At 78.1% G+C, this 23,279-nt stretch carries 8 protein-coding genes and 1 pseudogene; 5 read left to right on the top strand and 4 right to left on the bottom strand.

Annotated features, from left to right (window positions below):
- From ACFY07_RS23200 to ACFY07_RS23190, 3 genes and pseudogenes are all read right to left on the bottom strand, one after another.
- Positions 1–269 (bottom strand): annotated as a pseudogene (locus tag ACFY07_RS23200) (carbohydrate ABC transporter substrate-binding protein); the annotation flags it as partial.
- A gap of 106 nt (positions 270–375) precedes the next feature.
- On the bottom strand, positions 376–2,115 hold the full coding sequence (locus ACFY07_RS23195) for an alpha-amylase family glycosyl hydrolase (RefSeq protein WP_390871243.1): 1,740 nt from the start codon (positions 2,113–2,115) through the stop codon (positions 376–378).
- 470 nt (positions 2,116–2,585) lie between these two features.
- Positions 2,586–3,860, bottom strand: coding sequence for an ABC transporter substrate-binding protein (locus ACFY07_RS23190; protein WP_230654740.1), 1,275 nt, complete (start codon positions 3,858–3,860; stop codon positions 2,586–2,588).
- A gap of 142 nt (positions 3,861–4,002) precedes the next feature.
- Between ACFY07_RS23190 and ACFY07_RS23185 the strand changes: the two genes are divergently transcribed.
- The 5 genes from ACFY07_RS23185 (at position 4,003) to ACFY07_RS23165 (ending at position 12,704) form a co-directional block, all read left to right on the top strand.
- Positions 4,003–4,506, top strand: coding sequence for a PadR family transcriptional regulator (locus ACFY07_RS23185; protein WP_390871241.1), 504 nt, complete (start codon positions 4,003–4,005; stop codon positions 4,504–4,506).
- 161 nt (positions 4,507–4,667) lie between these two features.
- On the top strand, positions 4,668–5,399 hold the full coding sequence (locus ACFY07_RS23180) for an ABC transporter ATP-binding protein (protein WP_230654765.1): 732 nt from the start codon (positions 4,668–4,670) through the stop codon (positions 5,397–5,399).
- Between the two features lie 6 nt (positions 5,400–5,405).
- Positions 5,406–7,718 carry an FtsX-like permease family protein gene (locus ACFY07_RS23175; protein ID WP_390871240.1) on the top strand — a complete coding sequence of 771 codons (2,313 nt, stop codon included), beginning with the start codon at positions 5,406–5,408 and terminating at the stop codon, positions 7,716–7,718.
- A gap of 677 nt (positions 7,719–8,395) precedes the next feature.
- On the top strand, positions 8,396–11,101 hold the full coding sequence (locus tag ACFY07_RS23170; RefSeq protein WP_390871239.1) for a hypothetical protein: 2,706 nt from the start codon (positions 8,396–8,398) through the stop codon (positions 11,099–11,101).
- A gap of 712 nt (positions 11,102–11,813) precedes the next feature.
- Positions 11,814–12,704 carry a ricin-type beta-trefoil lectin domain protein gene (locus ACFY07_RS23165; protein ID WP_390871237.1) on the top strand — a complete coding sequence of 297 codons (891 nt, stop codon included), beginning with the start codon at positions 11,814–11,816 and terminating at the stop codon, positions 12,702–12,704.
- A gap of 252 nt (positions 12,705–12,956) precedes the next feature.
- Here ACFY07_RS23165 and ACFY07_RS23160 read toward each other — a convergent pair whose 3' ends face one another.
- On the bottom strand, positions 12,957–22,559 hold the full coding sequence (locus ACFY07_RS23160) for a hypothetical protein (protein WP_390871235.1): 9,603 nt from the start codon (positions 22,557–22,559) through the stop codon (positions 12,957–12,959).
- Positions 22,560–23,279 lie beyond the last annotated feature (720 nt).

Genomic DNA, 23,279 nt, shown 5'->3' with positions numbered 1-23,279 from the left:
CCGGTGGGCACGTACGTCGCCGTCGCGCCGGTGCGCTTCGCGAAGTCGTCCAGCACCTTCTTGAACGTCGCCTGCTCCGGACCCGTCCAGATCGCCGCGACCTCGACCGTCTTGCCGTGCAGGTCGGGGAGGTCCGAACCGGCGGCGGGCGAGGCGGCCGCCGGGGAGGCGGGGCCCGCCGCGGAACCCGCGGAACCGCTGCTGCTGCAGGCGCTGGCGAGGACCGCCAGGGCCGCCATGCCGACCGTTCCGGCCGATCTCCACTTCATGGTGTCCTCCTTGTCGAGGACGCGGCTCCGATGCCGCGTCCGTGGCTGCCGCCGCCGGTGGTGGCCGGGGCGGCGGTGGGTCCCCCGCCGGGTGGCGGGGGGCGGCTCAGTCCAGGACCCCGGAGGGGTCGCAGGACCACCAGGCCGCGGTGCCGGCCGGCAGGGTGCCGTCGGCGCAGGGGCCGCTGGAGAGGAGCGGGGGTCCGGCGACGGGGGCCGGGACCGGGCCGTCGCCGAAGTTGACGGCGCACACCAGTCCGTCGCCGCGCACGAACGCGAGGACGTCGGGCGGGGAGTCCAGCCAGCGGAGCGACCCCTCCCCCAGGTGCGGCAGGCTGCGGCGCAGCTGCAGCGCGTCGCGGTACAGGTGCCAGAAGGACCCGACGTCGGCCAGGGCGCGCTCGGTGGTGTGCGCGGCGAACCAGTCGGGCTGCGGCAGCCAGGGGCGGGCGTCACCGCCCGTGGTGAAGCCGAACGGCGAGACGTGGCCGGACCAGGGCAGCGGCACCCGGCAGCCGTCGCGGACGCGCAGGCGGCTGCCCGTGCGGTGGAAGACGGGGTCGGTGAGCACCTCGTCGGGCAGGTCCAGGACCTCGGCGAGGCCCAGCTCCTCGCCCTGGTAGACGTACGCGGCGCCGGGGAGGGCGAGCATGAGCAGGGCGGCGGCGCGGGCGCGCGGGCCGCCGGTGCCGGCGCCGGACGGGTCGGCGTCGCCGGACGGGGACGCGTAACGGGTGACGGTGCGGACCTGGTCGTGGTTGTTCAGCACCCACGTGACGGTCGAGCCGGTCCCGGCGATGTCGCGCAGGGCCTCGTCGATGACGCCCCGGAAGGCGGCGGCCTCCCAGGGGGCGGCCAGGAGGTCGAAGAAGAACGCCTGGTGGAGCTCGTCGGGGCGGACGTAGGCGGCGTGCTCGGCGGCGGTGGGGACCGACACCTCGCCCACCAGGAGGCGCTCGCGCCCGTCGCGGGCCGTGGCCTCCTCGCAGAGGCGGCGCCAGGAGCGCCACACCTCGTGGACCTCCGGCTGGTTCCAGGCGAGGGGGTTGACCGAGTCGCGGGTGCGCTCGTCGGCGTAGGGGTCCGGGGAGTCGGGCAGGTCGGGGTGCTTGAAGAGGCCGGCCGCCACGTCGATGCGGAACCCGTCGACGCCGCGCTCCAGCCAGAAGGACAGGATCCGCTCGAACGCGCGGCCCGTCTCGGGGTTGCGCCAGTTCAGGTCGGGCTGCTCGGGGGTGAACATGTGCAGGTACCACTGGCCCGGGGTGCCGTCCGGTCCGGTGGTCCTGGTCCAGGCGGGTCCGCCGAACATGGCGCGCCAGTTGTTCGGGGGGAGCTCGCCGTGCTCGCCGCGGCCGTCGGCGAAGTGGAAGCGGGCGCGGGCCGGGCTGCCCGGGGCCGCGGCGAGGGCCTCGCGGAACCAGGGGTGGGCGCTGGAGCAGTGGTTGGGGACGATGTCCACCACGACCTTGAGACCGAGGCGGTGGGCGTCGCGGACGAGGCGGTCGAACTCGTCGAGGTCCCCGTAGACCGGGTCCACGTCGCAGTAGTCGGCGACGTCGTAGCCGTGGTCGTGCTGGGGGGACGGGTAGAAGGGGCTGAGCCAGAGCCCGTCCACCCCGAGCCGCCTGAGGTAGGGCAGCCCGGCGCGGACGCCGGCCAGGTCCCCGATGCCGTCCCCGGTGCTGTCGAGGAAGCTGCGCACGTAGACCTGGTAGATCACGGCGTCGCGCCACCAGGGCTGCGGCTGGTGCAGCTCGGCGGCGGGCGCGGAGCGCTGCCGGGGGATCACGGGGGCTTGCGGGGAAGCCGTTGCGGGGTCGCTGGGGACCGCTGCGACGGTCATGGGGTCACCGTCCGTACTGGTAACGGAGTTGGGCGGCGGCCCGGCCGCGCGGCGCGCGGCAGCGGGCCGACCGGTGCAGAGCTCCGGCCGTTCACTACATGCATGTTATGTATGCGTGTCAGGGGGGTGTCAATGAGTCGAACAGGCAGGCGCCGCAGGCGCTTTCGGGCAGTGGGGGTCCCCGCGGACCCCGCGCCGGGGGGTGACGGGGCCCGGACCTGCACGGAGGCGGGGGCGGAGGAGGCACGGCAGGGGGCGGCCCGGCACGGGAGCTGGACGGGCACGGGAGCGGCACGGCACGGGAGCGGCACGGCACGGGAGCGGCGCGGGAGCGGGACAGGACGGGGCGGCCCGGGGACACGGCACGGGAGGAGGAAGCGCGGGAAGCGCTCCGGGCGCCGGGAGGGCGCGGCGGAGGCGGCGCGCGGCACGCCGCCCCGGCCGCCTCCCCGGGGAGGGTCCGGGCCGCGCTACGGCCGGCGGAGGACCGCGTCGAGCTCGCGGGACAGCCGCTCCGTGGTCGACTGCGGCGACCGGCGGAGGGTGAGGGCGTCGTGCACGACCGCGGCCACCACCAGGCTCACCTGGTCGTACTCCGGGCTCCGGGGCCTCGGCCGGGCCGAGAGGATGCTCTGCTTGAGCACCGGCAGGTAGGGGAAGCGGCGCACCAGCGCCGGGTCGTCGTACAGGGACGCCCACACCGGCGGCAGCGAGCCCTGGAGCAGGACCTGGCGCTGGTTCTCCTCCCCGGTCAGGTAGGCGATGAGGCGGCGCGCCGACTCCTGGTGCCGGGAGTAGCTGCTGACGGCCAGGTCCGACCCGCCCAGCGAGGCGGCACCGGGGCCGTCGGGGCCGGGCAGCGGCACGACCCCGAACCGGCCCGCCACCCTGCTGCCCTTCGCCTGCGCCAGGTCGTAGACGTACGGCCAGCTGCGCAGGAAGAGGTAGCGGCCGTCCTGGAACGCCTTGCGGGACTCCTCCTCCTTGAAGGAGAGTGCCTCGCGGGGGATCCAGCCCTCCCGGACGCCGCCCACGAGGAAGTCCAGCGCCCTGCGGGCCTCGGGGCTGCCGACGGCGGCCCGCGTGCCGTCGCGGGTGAGGACCTGCCCGCCCGCGGACTGCACGGCCTCCGTGTAGTTGACGGTCAGCCCCTCGTACGGGAGGAACTGCCCCGCGTAGCCCTCCAGTCCGTGCCGGGGGGCGACGGTGCGGGCGAGGCGGGCCAGTTCGCCCCAGGTGCGGGGCGGGCGGAGGTGCTCCTGGTCGAGGACGTCCTTGCGGTAGTAGAGCATCCCCGCGTTGCTGACGTAGGGCACCGCGTAGAGCCGGCCGCGGAAGGTCGCCGTGGCGGTCACCGGGCCGAGGAAGCGGTCGAGCGGGAAGAGCCGCGGGTCGAGGGGGGTGATCCAGCCCGCCGCCGCGAACTCGGGCGTCCAGACCACGTCGAGGTTGAGGACGTCGTAACGGCCGCTGCGGGCCTGGAGGCTGCTGATCATCTGGGCGCGGGCGTCGTCGGCCGCCTCCGGCAGCTCGACGAGCGTGGCCCGCTCCGCCGGGTGGGCGCGGTTCCACTGGGCCAGCCTGCCCCGCAGGTAGCCGGTGAGGTCGCGGCCGGTGGCGAGGGTCACCGGCCCGGTGCCGCCCCGGTCGCCGGTCCGGACCGTGCCGGACAGGCCGGGCAGGGAGCACCCGGCGACCAGCAGCACCGCGGCCGTCAGCCGGAGGAGTACCCGCACTCTGCCCATCAACCCACCCCATGGATTACCGTTATGTATACCCGGCTCCCGAACGGGAGGCCAGACGGAGGAGGGACGGCGGCCTGCGGTCCCGCGCGGGTGCGCCCGTACACTCTGACACGCGGGTGGAGCGGGGAGGAGGCGGTGGGCCGTGCGGGAGTCGCTGCTGGCGCTGCTCGCCAAGGAACCCGCCCACGGGTACGAGCTGAAGCAGGCCCTTGAGCACACCTTCGGCCCGGCGTACCCTCAGCCCAACATCGGCCAGATCTACGTGACGCTGGGCCGGCTGGAGAAGGCCGGCCTGATCAGGGGGCAGGACGTCAGCCAGTCCAGCCGCCCCAACAAGCGGGTGTACGAGATCACCGACGCGGGGCGGGAGGCGCTCGCCGCCTGGTTCGAGAAGCCCACCGAGGGCCCGCGCGTGCGCGACGAGTTCTTCCTCAAGCTGATCCTCGCTCCGGGCACCGGCGGGACCGACCGGCTCGCTCTGATCAACAAGCAGCGCCGCCACTACCTCAACACCATGCGAGGGCTCTCCCGGCTCGCCGCCGAGGGCCGGGACAACCGCGTCTCCCAGCTGCTGATCGAGGGGGCCATGCTCCACCTGCAGGCCGACCTCGACTGGTTGGAGCGCTGTCAGGAGGAACTCGAGTGAGCAGTACGGCCGGAGCCTCCGACCCGGTCCGCGGGCCGGAACGCCCGCGGTTCCCCCGCATCCCGCGTCCCCGGCTCCCGCGCGCCCGCGCCCCGCGCCCGGAGTCCTCCGACCCCTCCGCGACCCCCGCGCCCCCCGGGGCGGGGCCGCACGGGGAGGCCGTGCTCCGGGTCCGGGGCCTGGTCCGCACGCACCGCTCCGAGGGCTCCGCCGTCCGGGCGCTGGACGGCGTCGACCTGGACGTGGACCGCGGCGAGTTCGTCGCGGTCATGGGCCCCTCCGGCGCCGGCAAGTCCACCCTGCTGCACCTGCTCGGCGGCCTGGACCGGCCGGACGGCGGTCAGATATGGCTGGAGGGCCGCCGGGTCGACGGGCTGAGCGAGGCGCGCTGGGCGCTGCTGCGCCGCCGCTCCGTCGGCATCGTCTTCCAGTTCTCGAACCTCGTCTCCACGATGACCGTCGCCGACAACGTCGAGCTGCCCGCCCTGCTCGCCGGCGCGTCCGCCCGGCAGGCCCGCACCCGCCGCGAGGAGCTCCTGGGCGAGCTCGGCCTGGCGGACAAGGCCCGCGCCGTGGCCGCCGGCCTCTCCGGCGGCGAGCAGCAGCGGGTCGCGCTGGCCCGCGCCCTGGTCAACGAGCCCGGCCTGCTGCTCGCCGACGAGCCGACCGGCAGCCTCGACAGCCGCAGCACGCGGGACGTGCTGCGGCTGCTCACGCGCTTCCACGAGCAGGGCCGCACCATCGTGCTCGTCACCCACGACGCCCGGGTCGCGGCCACCGCCGAACGGGTCGTCAGCCTCTTCGACGGCCGGGTCGCGGACGACGCCGCCGTGGAGTCCGCCCCGCGGGGACGGCGCACCACGCTCGCCGACGTCCTCGAGCTGAAGGGCTGACCCGCCGTGCGCGCGGAGCTGCGCTGGGCGGCGGCGGACTGCCGGGCGCGTCCCGGACAGGCGCTGCTGGTGACCCTGGTCACCGCGTCGGTGGTGACGGCCCTGATGGTGGCGGGGGTCCTGCTCCAGGACGCGGTCAACCCCTGGCAGCGGATCTTCTCGGAGTCCTCCGGGGCCCACGTGTGGCTCCACCTCGACGCGGGCACCGGCACCGCCGCCCTCTCCCGCCTGGACGGAGTGGACGCGGTCGCCGGGCCGTACCGCACCGCGGTGGTGACGGTCCCGGCCGGCACCGGGAAGCTGCCCCTGGAGCTCAGGGCGGCGGGCTCCGCACCGCCGCGGATCTCCCGGCCGCTGCTGCGGTCGGGCCGCTGGCTGGACCCCGCGGAGCCGGACGGCGTCGTGCTGGAGCGGACGGCGGCGCGCGCGGCCGGCGCGGCCGCCGGCGCCCGGCTGGCGGTGCGGACGGCCGACGGGCGGACCCGCGTCCTGCGGGTGCTGGGGACCGCCGACACCGCCGACTCGGGGCCCTGCCCCGACTGGACCCCGGGGCTCGGCTGGGTGCTCCCCGGGACCCTGGACGCGGTCGGGCCGGCGGACGGCCGGACCGGGCTGGTGGCCGGCCTGCGGCTGCACGACCCCGCGGACACCGACTTCGCCGTCCAGCAGGCCGTGACGGCGCTCGGCGGTGCCCGGGTGGCCCGGGTGTCGACCTGGCAGCAGGTCCGGACCGCCGGGGAGCTGGACGGCCGCCTCCTGGGGCTGCTGCTCGGCGTCTTCGGCCTGGTGTCCCTGGTCGCGGTCGCGCTCGCGGCCGCCGGGGCGGCCGGCGAGCGGGTCCTGGCCCAGGTCGGGGACATCGCGATGCTCAAGGCCGTCGGCTTCACCCCGGCCCAGGTGGTGCGGATGGTCGTCTACCAGCACGCGGCGCTGGCCCTCGCCGGGGTGGCCCTGGGCACGGCGGGGGCGGCCCTGCTCGGCCCGGTGCTGCCCGACCCCGTCGGTCCCGCCGTGGCACGCTGGCACGAGCTGCCGGGCGGCGCCGTCGCGGCCTCCGGGGCGGCCGTCGCCGGCGGGGTGGTGCTGCTGGTCGTCGCGGCGGTGGCGGCCGTGCCCGCCTGGCGCGCCGGCCGGGTGCCCGCGGTGCCGGGCATCCGGGGCGTGCGCCGGGTGAGCCGGCTGTCCCGGCTCGCCCGGCTGGCCCTGCTGCTGCGGCTGCCGCCGGCCCTGGTGCTCGGCGCGCGGGACGCGTTCCACCGGCCTCTGCGCGCCGGGCTGACCGTGGCCCGCCTCGCCATCCCGGTGATGGCCGTCACCGTGGCGCTGGGCAGCTGGGCCACCCTGGACGGCTTCCGGACCCACCCGGAGCGGATCGGGCTGCCCGCCGCCCTGACCGCGCGGGCCCCGGGCCTCTCCCCCGGCGCCGTGCAGCGGCTGCTGGCCGGGACGCCCGGCGTGCGGGCCGCCTACGCCGGCGTCGAGACGGAGGCGCTGGTCCCCGGCCAGACCCGCACCGTCACCCTGCGGGGCCTCGGCACGGCCGCGGCCCCCTACCCCTACGCGCTGGCCGAGGGCCGCGGCATCCGGGACCGGGACGAGGCCGTGGCGGGCCAGGGGCTGCTGGACCTGATGCACGTCCGGGTGGGCCAATGGGTGCGGGTGACGACGGCGGGCACGCCCCGCATCCTGCACGTGGTCGGCCGCAGCATCGAGCCCGAGCACAACGGCCAGATGCTCTCCGTCGGCCTCGACGCGCTGGAGGGGCGGGACGGCCCGCCCCCGCCGCAGTACTGGAACGTGGTGCTCGCCCCCGGGGCCGACCGGGAGGCGGTGCGGGCGGCCCTGGCGGCGGCCTCCGGCGGGCGGCTCGACGTCCGGCCGGTCGCGAACCCGGCGGACCGGCTGGGCGCCGTGCGGGTGGTGGTGGCGGGGCTGGTCGCGGTGCTCGGCCTCATCGGCCTGGCCGAGCTCCTCACGGCGACCGCGGGCGGCCTGCGGGACCACGCCCGGGACCTGGGCGTGCTGCGCGCCATGGGACTGACACCCCGCCAGGTCACGGCGGTCGTGACCACCGGGACCGGCCTCACCGCACTGGCCGCGGTGGCGGTCGGGGTGCTGCTCGGCCTGCCGGTGTCGCGCTGGCTGATCGACCTCCAGGGCCGCAGCAGCGGGATCGGCTCCGGCATCGCCGGCTCCCCCTCCCCGGGGGCGCTGCTGCTGACCTGCGCCGTGGCGGTGGCGGCCGCCGTCTGCGTCCCGGTGGTGCCGGCGGCCCGCGCGGCGCGGGCGCCGGTGACGGCGGCGCTCCGCAGCACCTGAGGGGCCGCCCGGCGGTGTCCGGGACGACGGCACGGGCGGCCGGGCGCGCCGCCGGGGCCCGGGCGGTGCGGCCGCCGGGCCCACCGCCGATCGCGGGCGCACGGCGCCTGCCCGGCCGCGGGCGCACGGCGCCTGCACCGGGAGGCGGGCGCACGGCGCCTGCCCGAAGAGGCGCACTTGCGGGACGTTCGGGCGCGGGGGCGGGCGGGCGCTTGATCACTGCCCGCAGGCCGATTTGACTGCCTTTCCGGAGCCTGTCGGCGAAGCCGCCCCCGGCGCCGGCACCGCGGTCCCCCGGACGGCGCGGACCCCGGACGGCGCGCCCGCACGGCCGCCGCGGCGCGCCGGAGAGGCCCGCACCCGCGCACCGCCTTCCCGGGCGCACGAGTTCAAGGAAGAGGACGTCCTCCCATGCGCGACGCACAGCGCCGCCGCGGACCGCGGGGGCGGCACCGGGCCGACCGGGCCCGGCGCGCGGCCCGCGGGCCGGCCCTCCCCCGCACGCGGGCCGCCCGGCCGGGGGACCGGCCGTGACGGCGTGGGGCGGTCGGCTCGGCCGCCGCGCAGGCCGGGGCGGCCGGGGACGGGCGGACGGGGCATCCGGGAAACCGGGGGGCAGCGACCGGTCCGAGCGGGCGCCGGCGGCGGGCGGGGATGGCGGGATCCTCGTCGAGGAGGTGGACGGCGTCCTGCTGCTGCGGCGTCCGTCGGACGACGTCCTGACGCCGGCCGACCTGGGCGACCTCGCCCGCTCCCTCGGTTCCGGCGCGGGCGTCCGGGCCGTGGTGGCGGGCGTCGGGGAGGACGGCGCGGGCCCCGGGTTCGCGCACGCCCTCGGCGACGTGCTCGACGGCCTGCGCGCGTCGGGGACGGAGGAGGTCCTGCTGGTCGTGTCGGGCGCCGGGGAGGACGGCCCCCGGGACCGCACCGCCCTGGGCCGCAGGGTCGCGGACGCGTGGGGCATGCGGGTGCTCGCCCCGGAGGGGAGCGTGCTGTTCGTCCCGGGCGGCTCCCTGTTCGCCGCCGTGCCCGGGTCCCGGGACGGCGGCTGGCAGCGGTTCTCCGCCGGAGGATCCCGGGAGCGCCTCGGCCCCCGGTTCCCGGCGCCCTCCTGGCAGCCGTCGTTCGACGCCCTGCCGGCGCGCGTCGCGGGCGGGTGCGTGGTCGACCGGATCCCCGCGGGCGTGGTGGTCCGGCCGGCCGGCGCGCGGGCGCCCGAACCCGGCGACCTCTACCACGCCATGCCGGTCGACCCGCGCCGTCCGGCCGTCGTGGTGGGCGTGCTGGAGGGCGAGGACGTCTCCCCCAACGAGGTCGCCGCCCTGCTGAGCGCCTCGCCGCGGGCGGTGCGGTCCGGCGTGCGCCTGGTGCCCGGGGGCCGCGAGGACATCCTGCCCCTCGGGCAGGCGGTCGCCGACGCGCTCGACGGGGAGGTGGAGGTGTACACCGGCCTGCCGCTGCTCGACGGTTCCGGGACCGGTTCGGACACCGTCCGCGCCGTCCTGGTGGGGCGGGACGGCGCCCCGGGGTGGCAGCCGTTCGTGGACGCGGTGGCGTGCCGCCCCGGGGCGGGCACGGGCGGGGCCCGCGCCCCCCGCCTCGTGCGGTGGGCCTTCCCGCTGCCGCCGGGGTCCGGCGGCGCCGGTCCGGGCGTGCTGGACCTCTCCGACCGCTGGCAGGTGACGGCGACCCGTGCGGGGCTGTGGGTCGCGCGGCGGGGGGCGGTGGTGCCGGTCGCCGCACACCCGGTGCAGCCGGACGGCGCGGTCGTCGAGGTGGGCGTCCCGGGCGAGCGGCTGGACGGGACCCTCTGGCCCGTCCTGTCCGGGCTGCTCGCCCGGTTGGCACCGGAGGTGGCGGCGCGCGCCGTCCTGCACGTGCACGGGCACTGCCCGGACGGCGGCCGCGAGCTGCGGGAGCTGGCCGGACGGCACGGCGTGCGGAGCATCCGCTACGGCGCGGCGGCGTCCCGGCGGGCGCCGGGCCCGCGGTGGGCTCCGCACCCCGCCCTCCCGGGCGGCGGCGCACCTCCCGTGGCAGCGCACACCGCCCTCCCGGGCGGCGGCGCACCTCCCGCGGCACCGCACCCCGCCCTCCCCGCGGGGCCGTCGGGCGCGGGCCACCGGGAGCGGCAGCACGCGGCGGCGGCCGGACGGGCCGCCGGTCCGCGCGGGCCTCTGCCGCAACCCGCCGTCCAGGCGGGCCCCGCGGCGGCCGGGCCGCCCGTGCCCGCCGCGCCCGGCGGTCCGGGGGCGGGCGCAGCGGGGGTGCGGGGGACCGCGGGTCCCGGCGGCCCGGGGGCCGCGCCGGCGCACGCCGTCCCGCCGACCGCCGCGCGGGAGGGCGTCCGAAACGGCTTCGGGGGCGGGCACGGCTCCGGGGACGGGCACGGCGGCGGGGACGGCGTCCCCGCCGGGACCCGTCGGAGCACCGGGGAGGAGCGCCTCGCCTTCCGGGCGCTGGCCGGTCCGTCCTGGGACCGGCACGCCTCCTGGGCCTCCCGGACCGCCGAGCTGCTGTCCGGGACGACCGGGGAGGAGCGGGAGGCCGCGCTGGCGGACCTGGTCGCGCTGCGGCTGTACCTCACCGCGGCGGACGGGCCGCTGGGCCACGCCGCACTGGCCGCGGACCTCCGGGCGGGAGACGGCCTGCTGCTGCCGTACGCGGCGTGCCTCACGTCGGGCCTGGGACGGCTCGCCCCCTACCGGGGCGCGGTGGTCCGCGGTGCCGCGCCGGGCGCGGCGGAGGCCGGTCCGCCCGCCGGGGCGGTGGCCGGTGCCGTGCTGCACGAGCCGGCGCCCGTGTGCGGGCTGCCGCTCGACCCGGGCGCGCTGCTGCCGCACGGCACCGGGTACCTGGTCTGGTCGGTCGGCGGCAGGAGGGTGCAGCGGTCCGCGGAGTCCTCCCCCGCCTCCGACGAGGTGGTGTTCGTCCCGGGGACGCGCTTCCGCGTGCTGGAGGTGCGGCCGGGGGCCGCGGGTCCGCTGGTGCTCCTCCGCGAACTGCCGGACGACGGTGCCTCCCCCGAGGAGTCCGACGGGCCGGGCGCCGAGGACCGCGAGGTCCTGGAGCGCCTGGACCGGTTGCTGAGCGGGCGTCCGGTCGCCGCCGCCGTCCCCTGGCCCGCCCGCTGCACGGGCCCGCTGGGGACCGGCCGGGGCCCGGGGCCGCAGGGCGCGGCGGGCGGCGGCCCGGAGGTCCTGGGAGGACCGCCGCAGGCTCCGGCCGGCGCCCCGGAGCAGCAGTCGTCCCCGCGCCGGCCGGCCGCCGACCGGTTCCACGCCGGGGTCCGGGCGGCGACGCCGCACAGGGCCTCCGGGCGTGGGGCCGTGGCGGCGCCGCCGCCGGCCGGGGAGCCCACGGGGGGCGGCGGGCGCCCGTGATCCGGTCGCCCGCCGTCCCGCCGTCCCGCCCCCGCCCGGACGGCCGGGCGGGGGCGGGACGGTCCGTCCATCCGATCCGAGAGGACATGTGATGCCGCAACGACCAGACCAGGGGTCCGGCCCACCGGGCGCAGGACCGCGGGGAGGCACCGCGAACGAGGGGCTGACGGTGCGCCGGGCCGTCGCACTGCCCCGGGCCGGGGGCGGGGCGGACGACGCCCTGGCCCCCCGCACCGCGCCCGCGGGAGGAGGCCGTGCCGACGGTGCGGCCGACGTGCGGGACGCGGGACCGCCGAAGCCGGCGGCGGACACGGCGGGAGCCGGCGCCGCCGCACCAAGCACCGCGGTGTCGGCCGCAGCGGCCCGCGACCGCAAGGAACCCCGCCGTACGGGACCTGACCGCAAGGAACCTCCCCGCGCGGGAGATGACCGACCGGAGCCGGACCGACCGGGAGATGACCGTCCGGGGCCGGTGGAGGCCGCAACCGCCCTTCTCCCGGCGGTGGCGGCGGACTCGCCGGAGGGTGCCGCCGCCCCCCGGACCGGGGGCGGGGTCCGCTCCCGGCTGCGGCGGGTGCGGCCGGGTGCGGCCGGAGGGCCCCGGGGAGGGCACGACCGCGGGGCGACCGGAACGGGGCCGGGGGCCGCCGGGGCGGACGCGGACGGCGGCGACACGGAGCGGCCGTCCGGCCGTCCGGGCAGGACCGTGCTGGTGGCCTCCGCCGTGGGCGGGGTCCTGCTGGTCGGACTGCCGGTCCTGATGACCGCAGGGACGCACCGCGGGCCGTCGACGCGCGTGCAGCCGGCGGAGGGCATCTCCCTCGGCGTCGAGGCGCTCGGCAGGGACCGGGGGGCGGAGGGCTCGGAGCCGCCGTCCACGCGGCCGTCCCCGGGCCCGTCCGCGGGCCCGTCCACCGGACCCGGCGGAGCCGCCGCCGTGCTGGCCGGATCCGTGTCGGGCGTGTCCCGGGACGGCGCCAACGCACCGGCCGCCGGCGGGACGGCGGGGCAGGCCGCCCCGGGCCGCGGTGCGGACGGGGCGCCGTCCGGCACCGCCGGGCCGGGCTCCCCCGCCGGCGGAGGCGCGGCACAGCCCGCACCGGCGGCGGGGGCGGGCACGGCCACGGGGACGGCCGGTGCGACCGGGGCGCCCGCCGCCCCACCGCCCCCGGCCCCCGCCCCGCCTGCGTCCGCCACGCCGACGACGGCCGCGCCCGCACCGGCGGGCCGGACCGTGGTCAGCTACGCCTCCTCCCTGTGCATCAGCTCCGGGTCGGGCAAGGACGGCCAGCGGCTCTACGTCGCCGCGTGCTCCTCCTCGTCCGCGCCGGAGCTGTGGGAGATGCGGCCCGACGGCACCATCCGGTCGATGGGGCTGTGCATGGACGCGGCATGGGCCGGGACCGCCAACGGCACGGCTGTGCAGGTGGCCCGCTGCAACGGGGGCCCGGCGCAGCACTTCGTGCTGAAGGGTTCGTACGACCTGGTGAGCGTCAACGCGGACCGGTGCGTGTCGCTCGTGGGCGGTTCGACAACCCCGGGAACGGTCCTGGAGCTCCAGGACTGCAACGGTATGAGTTACCAGAAGTGGCACGCCTCCTGAGAGGCGGACCACGGGGGACGGCCCACGGGCCGGGGGCGGGGCGGGGCCGGTCGGCCCCGCCCCGTTCCGCTTCCGCCGTCCGGCGCCGACGTCGCGGCGGGCCGGAGGGGCGGCGGCCGGGGCGGACGCCGCAGGCATGAAGGGGAACCGAAGGCCCCGCCCGGCGGGTCCCGTGCCGCCCGTCCGACGTCCGCCATGGCCCCCACCCGCCGTTGAGCGGGTGGGGGCCGTGGGGCCACCGGGCCGCGGGGCTCAGGACGACCCGGGCGGGCAGAGCCGCATCTGCGGGAGGCCGCCGAGGGCGACGGAGAGGCCGTGTCCGAGGTGGTTGACGGCCTGCTGCACGACGGCGAGCGCGGGAGCCGCGGGGAGGTCGTCGCCGAGGGCGACCACGGCGTGGACGCCCGCCGCGGGGGCTCCGGCCAGGGCCGCCGGGAGCACCCGGTGGACCAGGTCGTGCGCGGCTTCCCGGACGGCCTCCGTGACGGGTTCGCCCCGGCTCTGCAGGGCCTCGACGTCGCGGATGCGCGCGGCCAGCCCCGGGTCGGGCCGGACCGTGACGGTGCGCAGGACCGGCTCGACGGGGAGCCGCAGGCGGTCGCCCGGGGCGGGCGGGACGGGGGCCCCGCGGTCCGGCGCGGCAGGGGCGGGGGTGCGGACGGTACCTGGCGCGGAGGGCTCGGGACGGCCGGGCTCCGGAGCCGGCGGCGGCGCCAACGACACCTCCCCGTCATGGACGGCAGGCTGCTCCTCCCTCCCGTCGGGCGCGGGATCCGCGGACGGCGGCTCGGCGCCGCGCAGGCCGACGGCCGGGGTGCCGGTGCGGCCCGCCCGGAGGACCGGCTCGGCCGGACCGTGCGCACCCTCCGGTCCCGACGTGCCCGGCAGCGCGGCGGAACCCTGCGGCTCCGGGGCGTCCGGGGCGGTCTCCTGCTCTTCGGCGACGGTCTCCTGCTCCTCGGCGACGGTCTCCGGCACCCGGAGTCCGCCGAGGAGGCTCGGACGCGGCGCGCGCCGGGTGACGGCGGACCGGGTGCGGACCGCGGGCAGGGCGGCCTGCTCCGGGCCGGACGGCAGCGGGGCGCCGGTGCTGCCGGAGTGCGGGACGGGCTCCTGCGGCGCGGGGTCCTGCAGGACGCGGGGGTCCTCCGTGCCGCCGGCGCCGTCCCCCGGCGCGTGGAGGGCGCCGCGCGGCGGCGCAGCCGTCCGCGGCGCGTCCAGGAACGCGACGGGCCCGGCCGGCCGCGGGTGGGCCTCCTCCGTCTCCCGCGCGGGCTCCGGCGGGGAGGTGGAGGGCCCGGCGGTCTGCACGGCCGTGCGGGCCGCCGGGACCGGCGGAACGGGGTCCTGCGGGCCGGGAGCGGTCCGCCCGGTGCCGAGCGGTCCGGGGTGCTCCGGGAGGAGGTCCTGTTCCTCACGGGCCGCGTCGACGTCCACCCCGAGTTCCTCGGCGTGGATCCGCGCAGCCCTCTCGTCGCCGCGGGCCTGCAGGTAGACGCGCTGCGCGCTGTCGATCTCGCGTTCGGACGGGGTCGAGGAACGGCCCGGTGCGGACGGGTCCGCCCTGCGGGCGCCGACGAGTCGGGCGAACCTCGCGTAGGCCTCCTCCGCGGCGCGGGCGGCCCGGCCGTGGTCGTCCAGGGCGCGGGCGCGCAGCTCGCGCAGCTCCTCGTCGGGCGTGGGACCGCCCCTGCCCTTGCCCTTGTCCCGCGCCCGGAGGGGCCGGCCGGGCTCCGGGCCGGGGAGCGGGGCGGCGGGCTCCTCCGGGAGGGAGGGGCCGGGCTCCGGCGCCGTGTGCTGCGGCCCGTCCACGGCCCGTACCGGTCCGGCCCCCTCCGTGTCCGCGACGTCCTGCCCGGATCGTCCGGACCCGTCGGGGACGGTCTCCGGCGCGCGCCCCTCGTCGGGGTCGGTGGAGGACGTCCGGGGGGCGGGCACGCCGTCGGAGGGCAGGACCGCCTGCTCCGGGTCCTGCTGCTCCGGGTCCTGCTGCCGCGGGTCCGGGCGCGCGGCGCCGTCCGCGTGCAGGACCACGCCGGTGTCCGGCGCGCCGTCCGCGTGCGGGACGTCGGGGGTGCCGGCGCGGTCGGGGGCCTCGGCGGCGAGCACCTCGACGACGGCCCTCCGCCTCAGGACCCGGAGGTCCTCGCCGGGCGCCGCGGGCCGCAGGCCCTCCACGCCGCGGCCGCGGCTGCGCAGCCAGACGTTGATCCGCCTGCCGGGGTAGCGGTCGAGCTCGGCGAGCAGGACGTCGGCCATGTGCCGCCCCCGCGCGCCGCTCGTCTCAAGGGCGGCGTCCTGCCGTCCCGTGGAGAGCCGGGTGCCGTTGCCGCCGGTGGAGATGACGACCGGCGGCATCACGGCCCCGCGCGACTCCCTGCGGGCCCGCTCTCCGGCCAGGTACCGGGCGAGCCGGCGGAGCCGGTCGGCCTCGACGGGTCCGAGCGTGTGCCGCCCCTCCTCGAAGTCGAAGACGTCGAGGCCGGCGGGGATGACGAGGTCGTCGGACGGAGGTCGGGGGGCGGTGGCGGACTGCTCCTCCCCCGGCCCGTCGACGGGGCGCGGACCGGGCTCCCCGGTGGCGCCGGGCCGCCCCAGGAGGTCGAGGACGTCCTGGAGGGCCGCGTCGCGCCGGTCCAGCTCCTCCACCAGGCCGTCCAGGTGGCGGGCGGCCGAGGCCGCGAGGTCCGCCGGGGCGGGGGCGGAGTCCCGGGAGGCGGCGAATTCCCTGAGGCGGGCCACGATCGCGGACGCTTGGTCCAGCTGCTCCTGGGCTCCGGCGAGGTCGGCGCCGGGCTCCGGGGAGGCCGGGCGGCCCGCGGGTGCGACCGTGTCGAGGGCGCGGCGGGCGGCGGCCGCGGACACCTCGGCGCGCCAGGACGCCTCGACGGCGAGGGCCCCGGCGAAGATCTCCGGGAGGGCGGGGTCGACCGAGGCCAGGCGCGCCGCGCGGCGGTCGATCTCGCGGCGCACCGCCCCCTCGAAGGTCTCGGGGACGTCCCAGGAGGTGCGGTAGAACTGGCCGAGCTCCCGGGAGTCGACCCCCCACGTCTCCAGGTCGCGGCGGGTCCGGGCCGACAGCAGGCCGGCCTCGACGGCGGTGTCGGCGTCCAGGTCGGTGTCGTCGAAGGTCTGCGGGTCGAAGGCGTGCATGCGCCCGTACGGGCTGATCCACCACGTCCGCGGCGGACCGTCCTGCGCGTGGACGTCCAAGCGCACGTAGGCGCCGAGGGTGAGGGCGACGTCGCGGACGAGGTGGACCGGGTCCGCGTCGAGGAGCGGCGCGTCACGGTCCGTCACGGCCTGGGCGGGCTCGCGCAGTACGGTGGCCGGCGGGCGCACGCCCGCCTGGGCGGCCTCGGCCTGCAGGGCGCCCAGGTCGAGACGGAGGGCGAGGGCGGGGGCGTCGGTGGTGAGCTCGGTCGGACGCCGCGTGCGGCGGCGCAGGACGGCGGGGGCGTCCAGTCGCGTGCTGCCGTGGTCCATCCGCGCCGCGAGCATCCGGGACACCGCGCCGGAGGCCAGGCCGGCGGTGGCGCCGGGCTGCCGGGCGGCCTCGGCGAGGAGGTCGTTGAGGTCGAACTCCTGGAACCGGGCGGAGACCCGCCATGGCCGGGCGGACGGCGCGGCTGCGCGGGCGGACTCCGCCTGTCGGGCCAGCAGCTCCTCGACGTGGGCCGCCTGGAGGTACAGGTCGGCGGTGCCGGTGAACCGCCGGCTGCGGTAGCTGCCCGTCCTGGTCGGCTTCACACCGGGCGTGCGGTGGCGCCGCCACGCGGTCGCCTCCAGGTGGCCGGCGACTCGGACGCGGACCCGGTAGAGGGGGCTCTGCTCCTTGATGTGCAGCTCACCGCGGGGGGTCCGGCCGTCGCCCTGGATGCCGGTCAGGGAGGTGTCGCGCGCCAGCGGAACGGATCCGTCGACGCCGACGGCCGTGTGCGGCAGGGACCCGAACGCCCCGGCCCCGCCCCCCACGGTGGGCCGCCAGGGGCTGGTGGCGGCGGTGGTGGAGGTCCCCTTGAGGTCCTTGGTGTAGCGGCCGATGCCGCTGTCCTCGAGGCGCTCGAGCAGGTGCAGGTCGTACAGGTCGGCCCTCATGCGCACGGCGATGTACCGCAGCGGGTCGCCGGGCAGGGCGAGGGCGGGGGTGAGCAGGCGGGGTGCCCCGGTGGTCGCCGGCAGCAGGGAGTTCGCCAGCTGGCCCGGGGAGAGCAGCGTGTTCAGGATGAGGTTCGCCTGGCGTCCCGGGGCGGTGGCCGACCGGCCGAACACCCCGCGGAGCAGGGCCTGTCCGGCGAGGAGGGCGTCCTCCAGCCCGGTCCCCGACACGGTGGCGGTGCCGGGCACGGCGGGGAGGGGGGTGGCGGTGCGCACCACGGGGCGGAGGAACCGCTGGTGGCGCAGGACGCCCATGGGGACCTGGACGACGGCCGAGCCGGGCAGGGTGCGGACGTCGGGTTCGGCGAATCCGGCAAAGGACCGGTACCAGCGGGTGAGCAGGGCGGTGAGCGGGAGGCCGGCGGTGTCGACCCGGGAGACGTGGAGCGTCACCTCCAGGGGCATCCCGAGTTCGGCGTAGCCCTTCCAGGTGTATGCGGACTGCTCCACGTAGCCGGTGTTCTCGACGCCGGCGCCGCGCTGCCGCCCCTGGTGGAAGGTGAGGCCGCCGTTGCCCCTGGTGTGGTCCCCCTCAGGGGCGTACCGGACGGGCGTGAAGGACTGGGTGTCGGCGAAGGACGCGCCCTTGCGGAAGGAGCGCTGGCCGTGGTGGTACATCTCCAGACCGGCGGCCGGGACGACGTCCCGGCCTTGGGTGGCACCGGTGAACCGGGCACGGACGACGACGCGCACCACGTCCTGAAGGAACCAGCCGACCGGCTGGCGCACGTCCACGGTGAAGCCGTGGGGGGAGAGCATGTCGGCGAAGGCGGCCTCGAGGCGCCCCGGCGAGAAGACCGCCTGCAGGGCGCCTCCGGCGCCCTGCACCTTGGCCACGGGTGCGCCCGTGGTGTCGGCCAGCAGGGTGCCGGAGGTGATCAGGCCGGGCGCGACGGCCTCGACCTGGGCCGCGAGCACGTCCCACAGGGTCTGGTCGCCGTCGAAGGTGATGCGGCGGATCCCCGCGTGGCCGAGGGAGCGGCCCCCGGGGTCCTGGCGCGTCAGGTGGTCGGGCAGGTCGAGCTCCTGGCGGTCCAGCCGGTGCTCGGGGAACTCCGCGTTGAACCGGGCCAGCACCTCGTGGTCCAGGACGGGTGAGGCTCCCGTGCCGTGCAGCTGCCGGACCAGCGAGGCGAGGTCGTCGAGAGGGGCCGGGTCGGGCAGGCCGGTGCGGTCGTGCTTCCAGCGCAAAAGGAGCCGCGCGGCCAGCGTGCCGCCGAGCGTGAGGTCCCCGGAGAGCCAGCGGCGCACGACGTCGGCGATGCGGGAGGGCGGGATCGGCAGCGTGCCGTCGGCGTAGTGCCCCAGCGCGTCGGACTCGGAGAGCAGGTAGAGCAGGGTGCGGCCCTCGACGGCCTGCTCCGTCCGGTATGTGGTGGTGGGGGCGAGCTTCCCGCTCTCGGCCTGCACGCCGGCGAAGTCCAGGCGCACCGGGGCGCGGTAGAGGTAGGCGCGCCCGAAGCTGAGCGGGATCTGCTCGGTGCCCCCGGTGACGGTGGCGCCCTCGGAGGTGCCCCAGGTGAGGCCGCGGCTCGCCTGGAAGGCCGCGGCCTGGACGCCGGGTGCCGCCGCGTCGCCGACGGCGACGTCGAACTGGCCGACGGAGATGCCGTCGGAGGACCAGGCGGAGGAGGATGCCTGGCTCAGCCAGAGCTTGATGGCGCTGAGGACGAACGGGAGCTCGCTGGCGTCGACGAACTCCGAGGGGCCCACCTGCGCGGAGAGCACCAGGGAGATGTGGGAGTCGCGCAGGAGGCCGGGGTCGAACCCCTGGTCGTCGCTGTAGTGGCCGCCGAGGATCCGCTTGAAGTGCGACCGGAGGTGGGTGTTGGTGGTGATCTCGGCGATCCGCTGGAAGGCTCCCGACGAGGGCTCCAGCAGTCCTCCGTGCAGGAGGGAGGCGGCCGCGGCCCGTGCGCCGGTGGTGTCGAGGTGGTAGATGACGGCGGTGTCGAAGACGTGCGCCGGGGTGGGGCCCCGCGAGACCCACTGCCCCGGGCCGTCCGTGCGCAGCGGCAGCAGGTGCAGCCGGGTCTCCTGGCCCGGCAGGGCGACCGGTTCGGGGTTGCGGATGCCGGAGCGGAGCGAGCCCTGGAGCCCGGAGTGGGCGAACCTGACGGTGACGGTGTAGTCGAGCAGGGTCGAGAAGCGGTTCAGCGGGCCCGCGTACTCGGCGAGCATCGGCAGGTTGGTGATGTAGTTGACGCTGTTGTCCGTGCCGACGGCGTGCTGCAGTTCGACGCGCACGGCGCTTCCGCGGAGCCGGTCGCTGGAGAGGCCGAGCCGAATGCCCGCCCGCACGGAGGCCGAGGCCCCGGCCCCGAAGCCGGCCGTGTCCAGGCCCATGGACAGGTGCACCAGGGGGTTCTCGTCGTCGGTGCCCGTGAAGGCGGTCCTGTCGGCGCGCAGGACGGCCTTCACGGTGACCTCGGCGGTGTCCACGTCGAAGCCGATCCCCGCCGCGCCCCGCTGGCGCTGCAGGGAGAAGAGGACGCCGTCCCCGAGGAGGTCGTCGAGTCGGGACTCGAGGCCCTCACGGGAGATCATCTTCTCGAGGAGGACCTCGTTCTCGAAGCGGCTCTCCAGGTCGGGGCCGTGGGAGAGGCGGCCGTGGCCCGCGAAGGGGTCGCCCTGCGGCGGCAGGAAGTCCCACGCACGGACCGCCTCGCGGACCGCGTGCTGAAGGAGGTCGACGGTGCTCTGCTGCACCTGGGCCCGTCCCAGGCCGACGCCCCCGCCCTCCGCCACGTGGGCAGGCAGCCGCACGTCGGCGGCAGGAGCGGCGGCGGGGCCGGCGGGCGGCTCCCGGTCGACGGGATAGCCGTGGGCCCGGGCCTCGGGCACGGGCATGCTCAGGGTGGCCTCGGAGCGGACGTCGACGTCTCCGCCGTACTCCCTCTCGGGGCGGAGGACGTGGATGTCGGCGGTGAAGCGGTACCGGCCGACGTAGGCGTTGGTCGGGCCCGTGAACCGGTGGACGGACACCCCGAGGCCGATGGCGCCGGAGGAGACCGTGGTGGTGTCCCCGTGCGCGATGCCGGCTGACAGCTTGACGCCGAGGCCGAGGGCGTTGCCGTGCACGGGCCCGGGGGAGATGTCGGCCGCCGCGAAGATCTCGGCGCCGGTCGAGTTGCCCAGCGTGTGGGAGCCGCTGACGCCGCTGATGGTGGTCCGGACGTTCTCGATGTGCCGCTTGGCGCTGGTCGTGCCGACGCGGCGGACGTCCGGTACGCCGTCGGAGGTGAGGGCCTCGCCGTGGATGACGATCCTGGCCACCGTCCTGCCCCGGGCGTCGGGGAGGCGGATGGGGTATCCGGCCCCGGTCGCCCTCTCCAGGTTGGTCCGGAGGCCCTGCACGCCCTGTATCAGCTTCTCGCGGGTGGGGCTCCCGATCGTCAGGAGGTCGGCGGCCCTGCTGCCGAGCATGCTCCGGAGGGACGCCTCGAGGGCGTCGGACAGCTCCGGCAGGCCGGAGAGGCCCGACACGAAGTGGTGCTCGGGGACGGTGCCGGGCCGGTCGACCTGCGCGACGGTCTGCTCCGCGGCCGGGCCGCCCAAGTAGTTGCCGGGCACCCACAGGAGCAGCTGCTCCCGGCCGGAGGCGGGCACGGTGTGCGGGTCGATCGACGACCACAGGCGTGTGCCGTCGGTGCGGACCCTGAACCGCCAGACGGGGCGGTAGGCGACCAGGAAGGATTCCTCGCGGCTGTTCTCGACGTGCCCGTTCTCGGCGTCGGCGATGACGGAGGTCGACCTGCCGGAGACGTTGGTGGCCAAGGACACGCCGGCGCCGGCCTGGACGCTGCCGAGGAGTCCGGTGCCCGGGACGCCGAAGCCGGCGGACGCCCCGAGGCGGGTGGCGGAGGTGGAGCCGGCGGTGGTCCGCACGTGGGCGCCGGTGTTGAACGAGCCGACCGCGCTCTCGGTGGCGGTGTGGCCCTCGCTCTCCGGACCCGCCTCCGCGACCGCGCGGTGCACCGAGGCGGCCGGGACGGGGACGTGCTGCGGGTCCACGGGGTCGAGGGTGACCAGGACCTCCGCCCGGCCGACCGTCAGGACCAGTCCCCCGTCGTCCTGCGGCCCGCTGCCCGGCAGCAAGGAGGGGTAGTTGCCGAGCAGGGTGCCCGGCAGCTCGGTCCACACGTCCTCGGGGACGTCGGCGGCCGGCTGCCCGGCCGGGCGGGCGTCCTCGAGGGCCGCGGCGACGGTCTGCCGGAGCGCGGCGACCAGGAGCTGCACGTCGGGCAGTCCGGCGCGCGGGATGCCGATGGAGCGGACGGCGGGGTCGAAGCGGGTCGGCCCGTTCAGGAGGAGAGGCGGGGTGCCCGGCAGGGGTGCGGGGTCGGCGGCACCGCCGGTCGCAGTGACCGCGCCGGTGACGGCGGAGGTCCCCGCGTCGGCGGCGGAGTGCGCCGACGCGGCGCCCTCGCCGTCCGCACCGGACGCCGCACCACCGGCCAGGCCCGTGCGGCCGGCCTCGTGCGGGACACCGAGGGCGTCGAGGACGGCCGGGTCGAAGCCCAGGCGGCGCAGGCGCTCCGCACCGGCGGGCCGCAGGCGGTCCGGATGCAGACCCGCCCATTCCGACGTGACGGACAGGGCCTCCTCGTGGGCGGCGTCGGCACCGTCCCGGTGCAGGACGAGGGCGACCCGGGAAACGGCATCGCGCTGGTGGTCGCCCAGGGGTCCGCTGCCGGGGACGATGCTGAGGGCGACGTACCCCTGCAGGATGCCGCTCGCCCGGGTCACCAGCCTGTTGAACGCCTCCTTCGACAGCTTCCCCAAGCGCCTCTCCACAGCGCGCTCCACGTCGGCGGCTCCCTGGAAGCGGCTCCGCGGCACAGTGGGGCCCGCGGCGCCGGGGTGCGCCGGCGCCTGGGGCTCCGTCACCACGGCCCCGTGGGGGACGGGCCCGGACGTGCCGTTCCGCCCGGGACGGTCCGCCAGGGTCGCGTCCGCCGCAGGCACGGGGGCTCCCGCGCCCTCGGGCGTCCGGCCCGTCCCGGCAGCGGGAGCGGCCGACAGCGCGGCCTGCAGGTCGTGGCCTGCGTGCTGGCGGGTGCCGTCCGGCAGGACGTACACCCACTGCCCGGGCCCGAACGCCGCGTCCGGGGCGGCGGGGCCGTCCTGCGCCCCGTCGCGGGCGTAGGTCAGGAGCGCACCCTCCTCGGTGCGCACGAGCAGGCCGTCCGGGGCGAGGACCGGTACACCGGTCCTGCGGGCCAGGTCGGACATCCAGGCGGAGCCGGCGGAGCCCTCCTCCGCCAGTCCCGACGTCGGGACGACCAGGACCCCGCCGGACCCCGGAACGCCGGTGCCGCCCGCCAGGCCGGCGGCGGCCTCGAAGGACGGGCGGTGGACCTCGGGGATCAGCACCTGGCCGGCGTCCGGGTCGTACCGCACGCCCTGCAGCACCCGGTACTCCTGCGGTGCCGGCGCTCCGGCGTCCCCGGGCTTGAGGGGGAGCAGCCGGTTGAGGATCACCGTGGCCCGCCTTACGCCGCCGTCCAGCAGGCCCGCCGCCACGCGCTCCTGCACCTCGGCCAGGCCGTGCGGTCCCTGGTGTCCGTGGCCGTCGCGGCCGAGCACCACCACCCGTGCGGACACCATCGCCGCGGCGTCGCCCAGCGCCCTGGTCCGCTCACCCGGACTGCGGGCGGGGTCGTCGAGGATCTGCCGGATCTGTTCGCGGTCCATCTGCGGACGCGGGCCGGGCGACGCGGTGCCTGCACCGGCACCGCCGCCTGCGCCCGGGCGCCCGGTCTCCGGCGCGGCCGCGCCGTCCGGCGCACCAGGACCGGGGCGGACCTGCCCGGTACGCCCGGGAACGGTCTCCGGCCCGGCCGCGCCGTCCGGCGCACCAGGACCGGGGCGGACCTGCCCGGTACGCCCGGGAACGATCTCCGGCCCGGCCGCGCCGTCCGGCGCACCAGGACCGGGGCGGACCTGCCCGGTACGCCCGGGAACGGTCTCCGGCGCATCAGGGGACGTCCCGGATCCGCCGGGGTGCTGCCCGGCGCCGTCCCTCTCCGGGGAGGGGGCGTCCGGCGCCGTCCGGGACGGGGCCTCCGCCCCGCCCCTCGTCCAGCGGGGGGCCTGGGAGGGCGGGGAGGGCTCCACCACGACCATCGTCGCGGTGCCGTCAGCGCTGTGGTTGAGCAGGCCTCCCTGCCTGCCGGGTCCGCCCGGCGCCCCCGTGCCCGACCCGTTGCCCCGGGAGTCGACGTGCAGGTCGTCCATCACGAACGGGCGGTCGTGGCCGGGCCCCGTGCGCCGCACCTGCACATTCTCCGGCACAGTCCCCGCACCCGGCCCCTCCGGACCGGACCGCGCCGCCAACCGCCCCTGCACACCGTGCGGATCCAACTGCCCCGGACCCACACGGCCACCACCACCGGACCACCCCTCCGGCACAGC

The sequence above is a fragment of the Streptomyces sp. NPDC001380 genome (genome assembly GCF_042895785.1).
Lineage (GTDB): Bacteria > Actinomycetota > Actinomycetes > Streptomycetales > Streptomycetaceae > Peterkaempfera.
The sequence above is the reverse complement of the archived record's forward strand: the minus strand, read 5'-3'. Positions and strand labels throughout refer to the sequence as shown.

Bases quoted from the DNA above. Each gene is read 5' to 3' on its own strand.
- ACFY07_RS23195 (WP_390871243.1), bottom strand. From the start codon at position 2,115: ATGACCGTCGCAGCGGTCCCCAGCGACCCCGCAACGGCTTCCCCGCAA.
- ACFY07_RS23190 (WP_230654740.1), bottom strand. From the start codon at position 3,860: ATGGGCAGAGTGCGGGTACTCCTCCGGCTGACGGCCGCGGTGCTGCTG.
- ACFY07_RS23160 (WP_390871235.1), bottom strand. From the start codon at position 22,559: ATGGACCGCGAACAGATCCGGCAGATCCTCGACGACCCCGCCCGCAGT.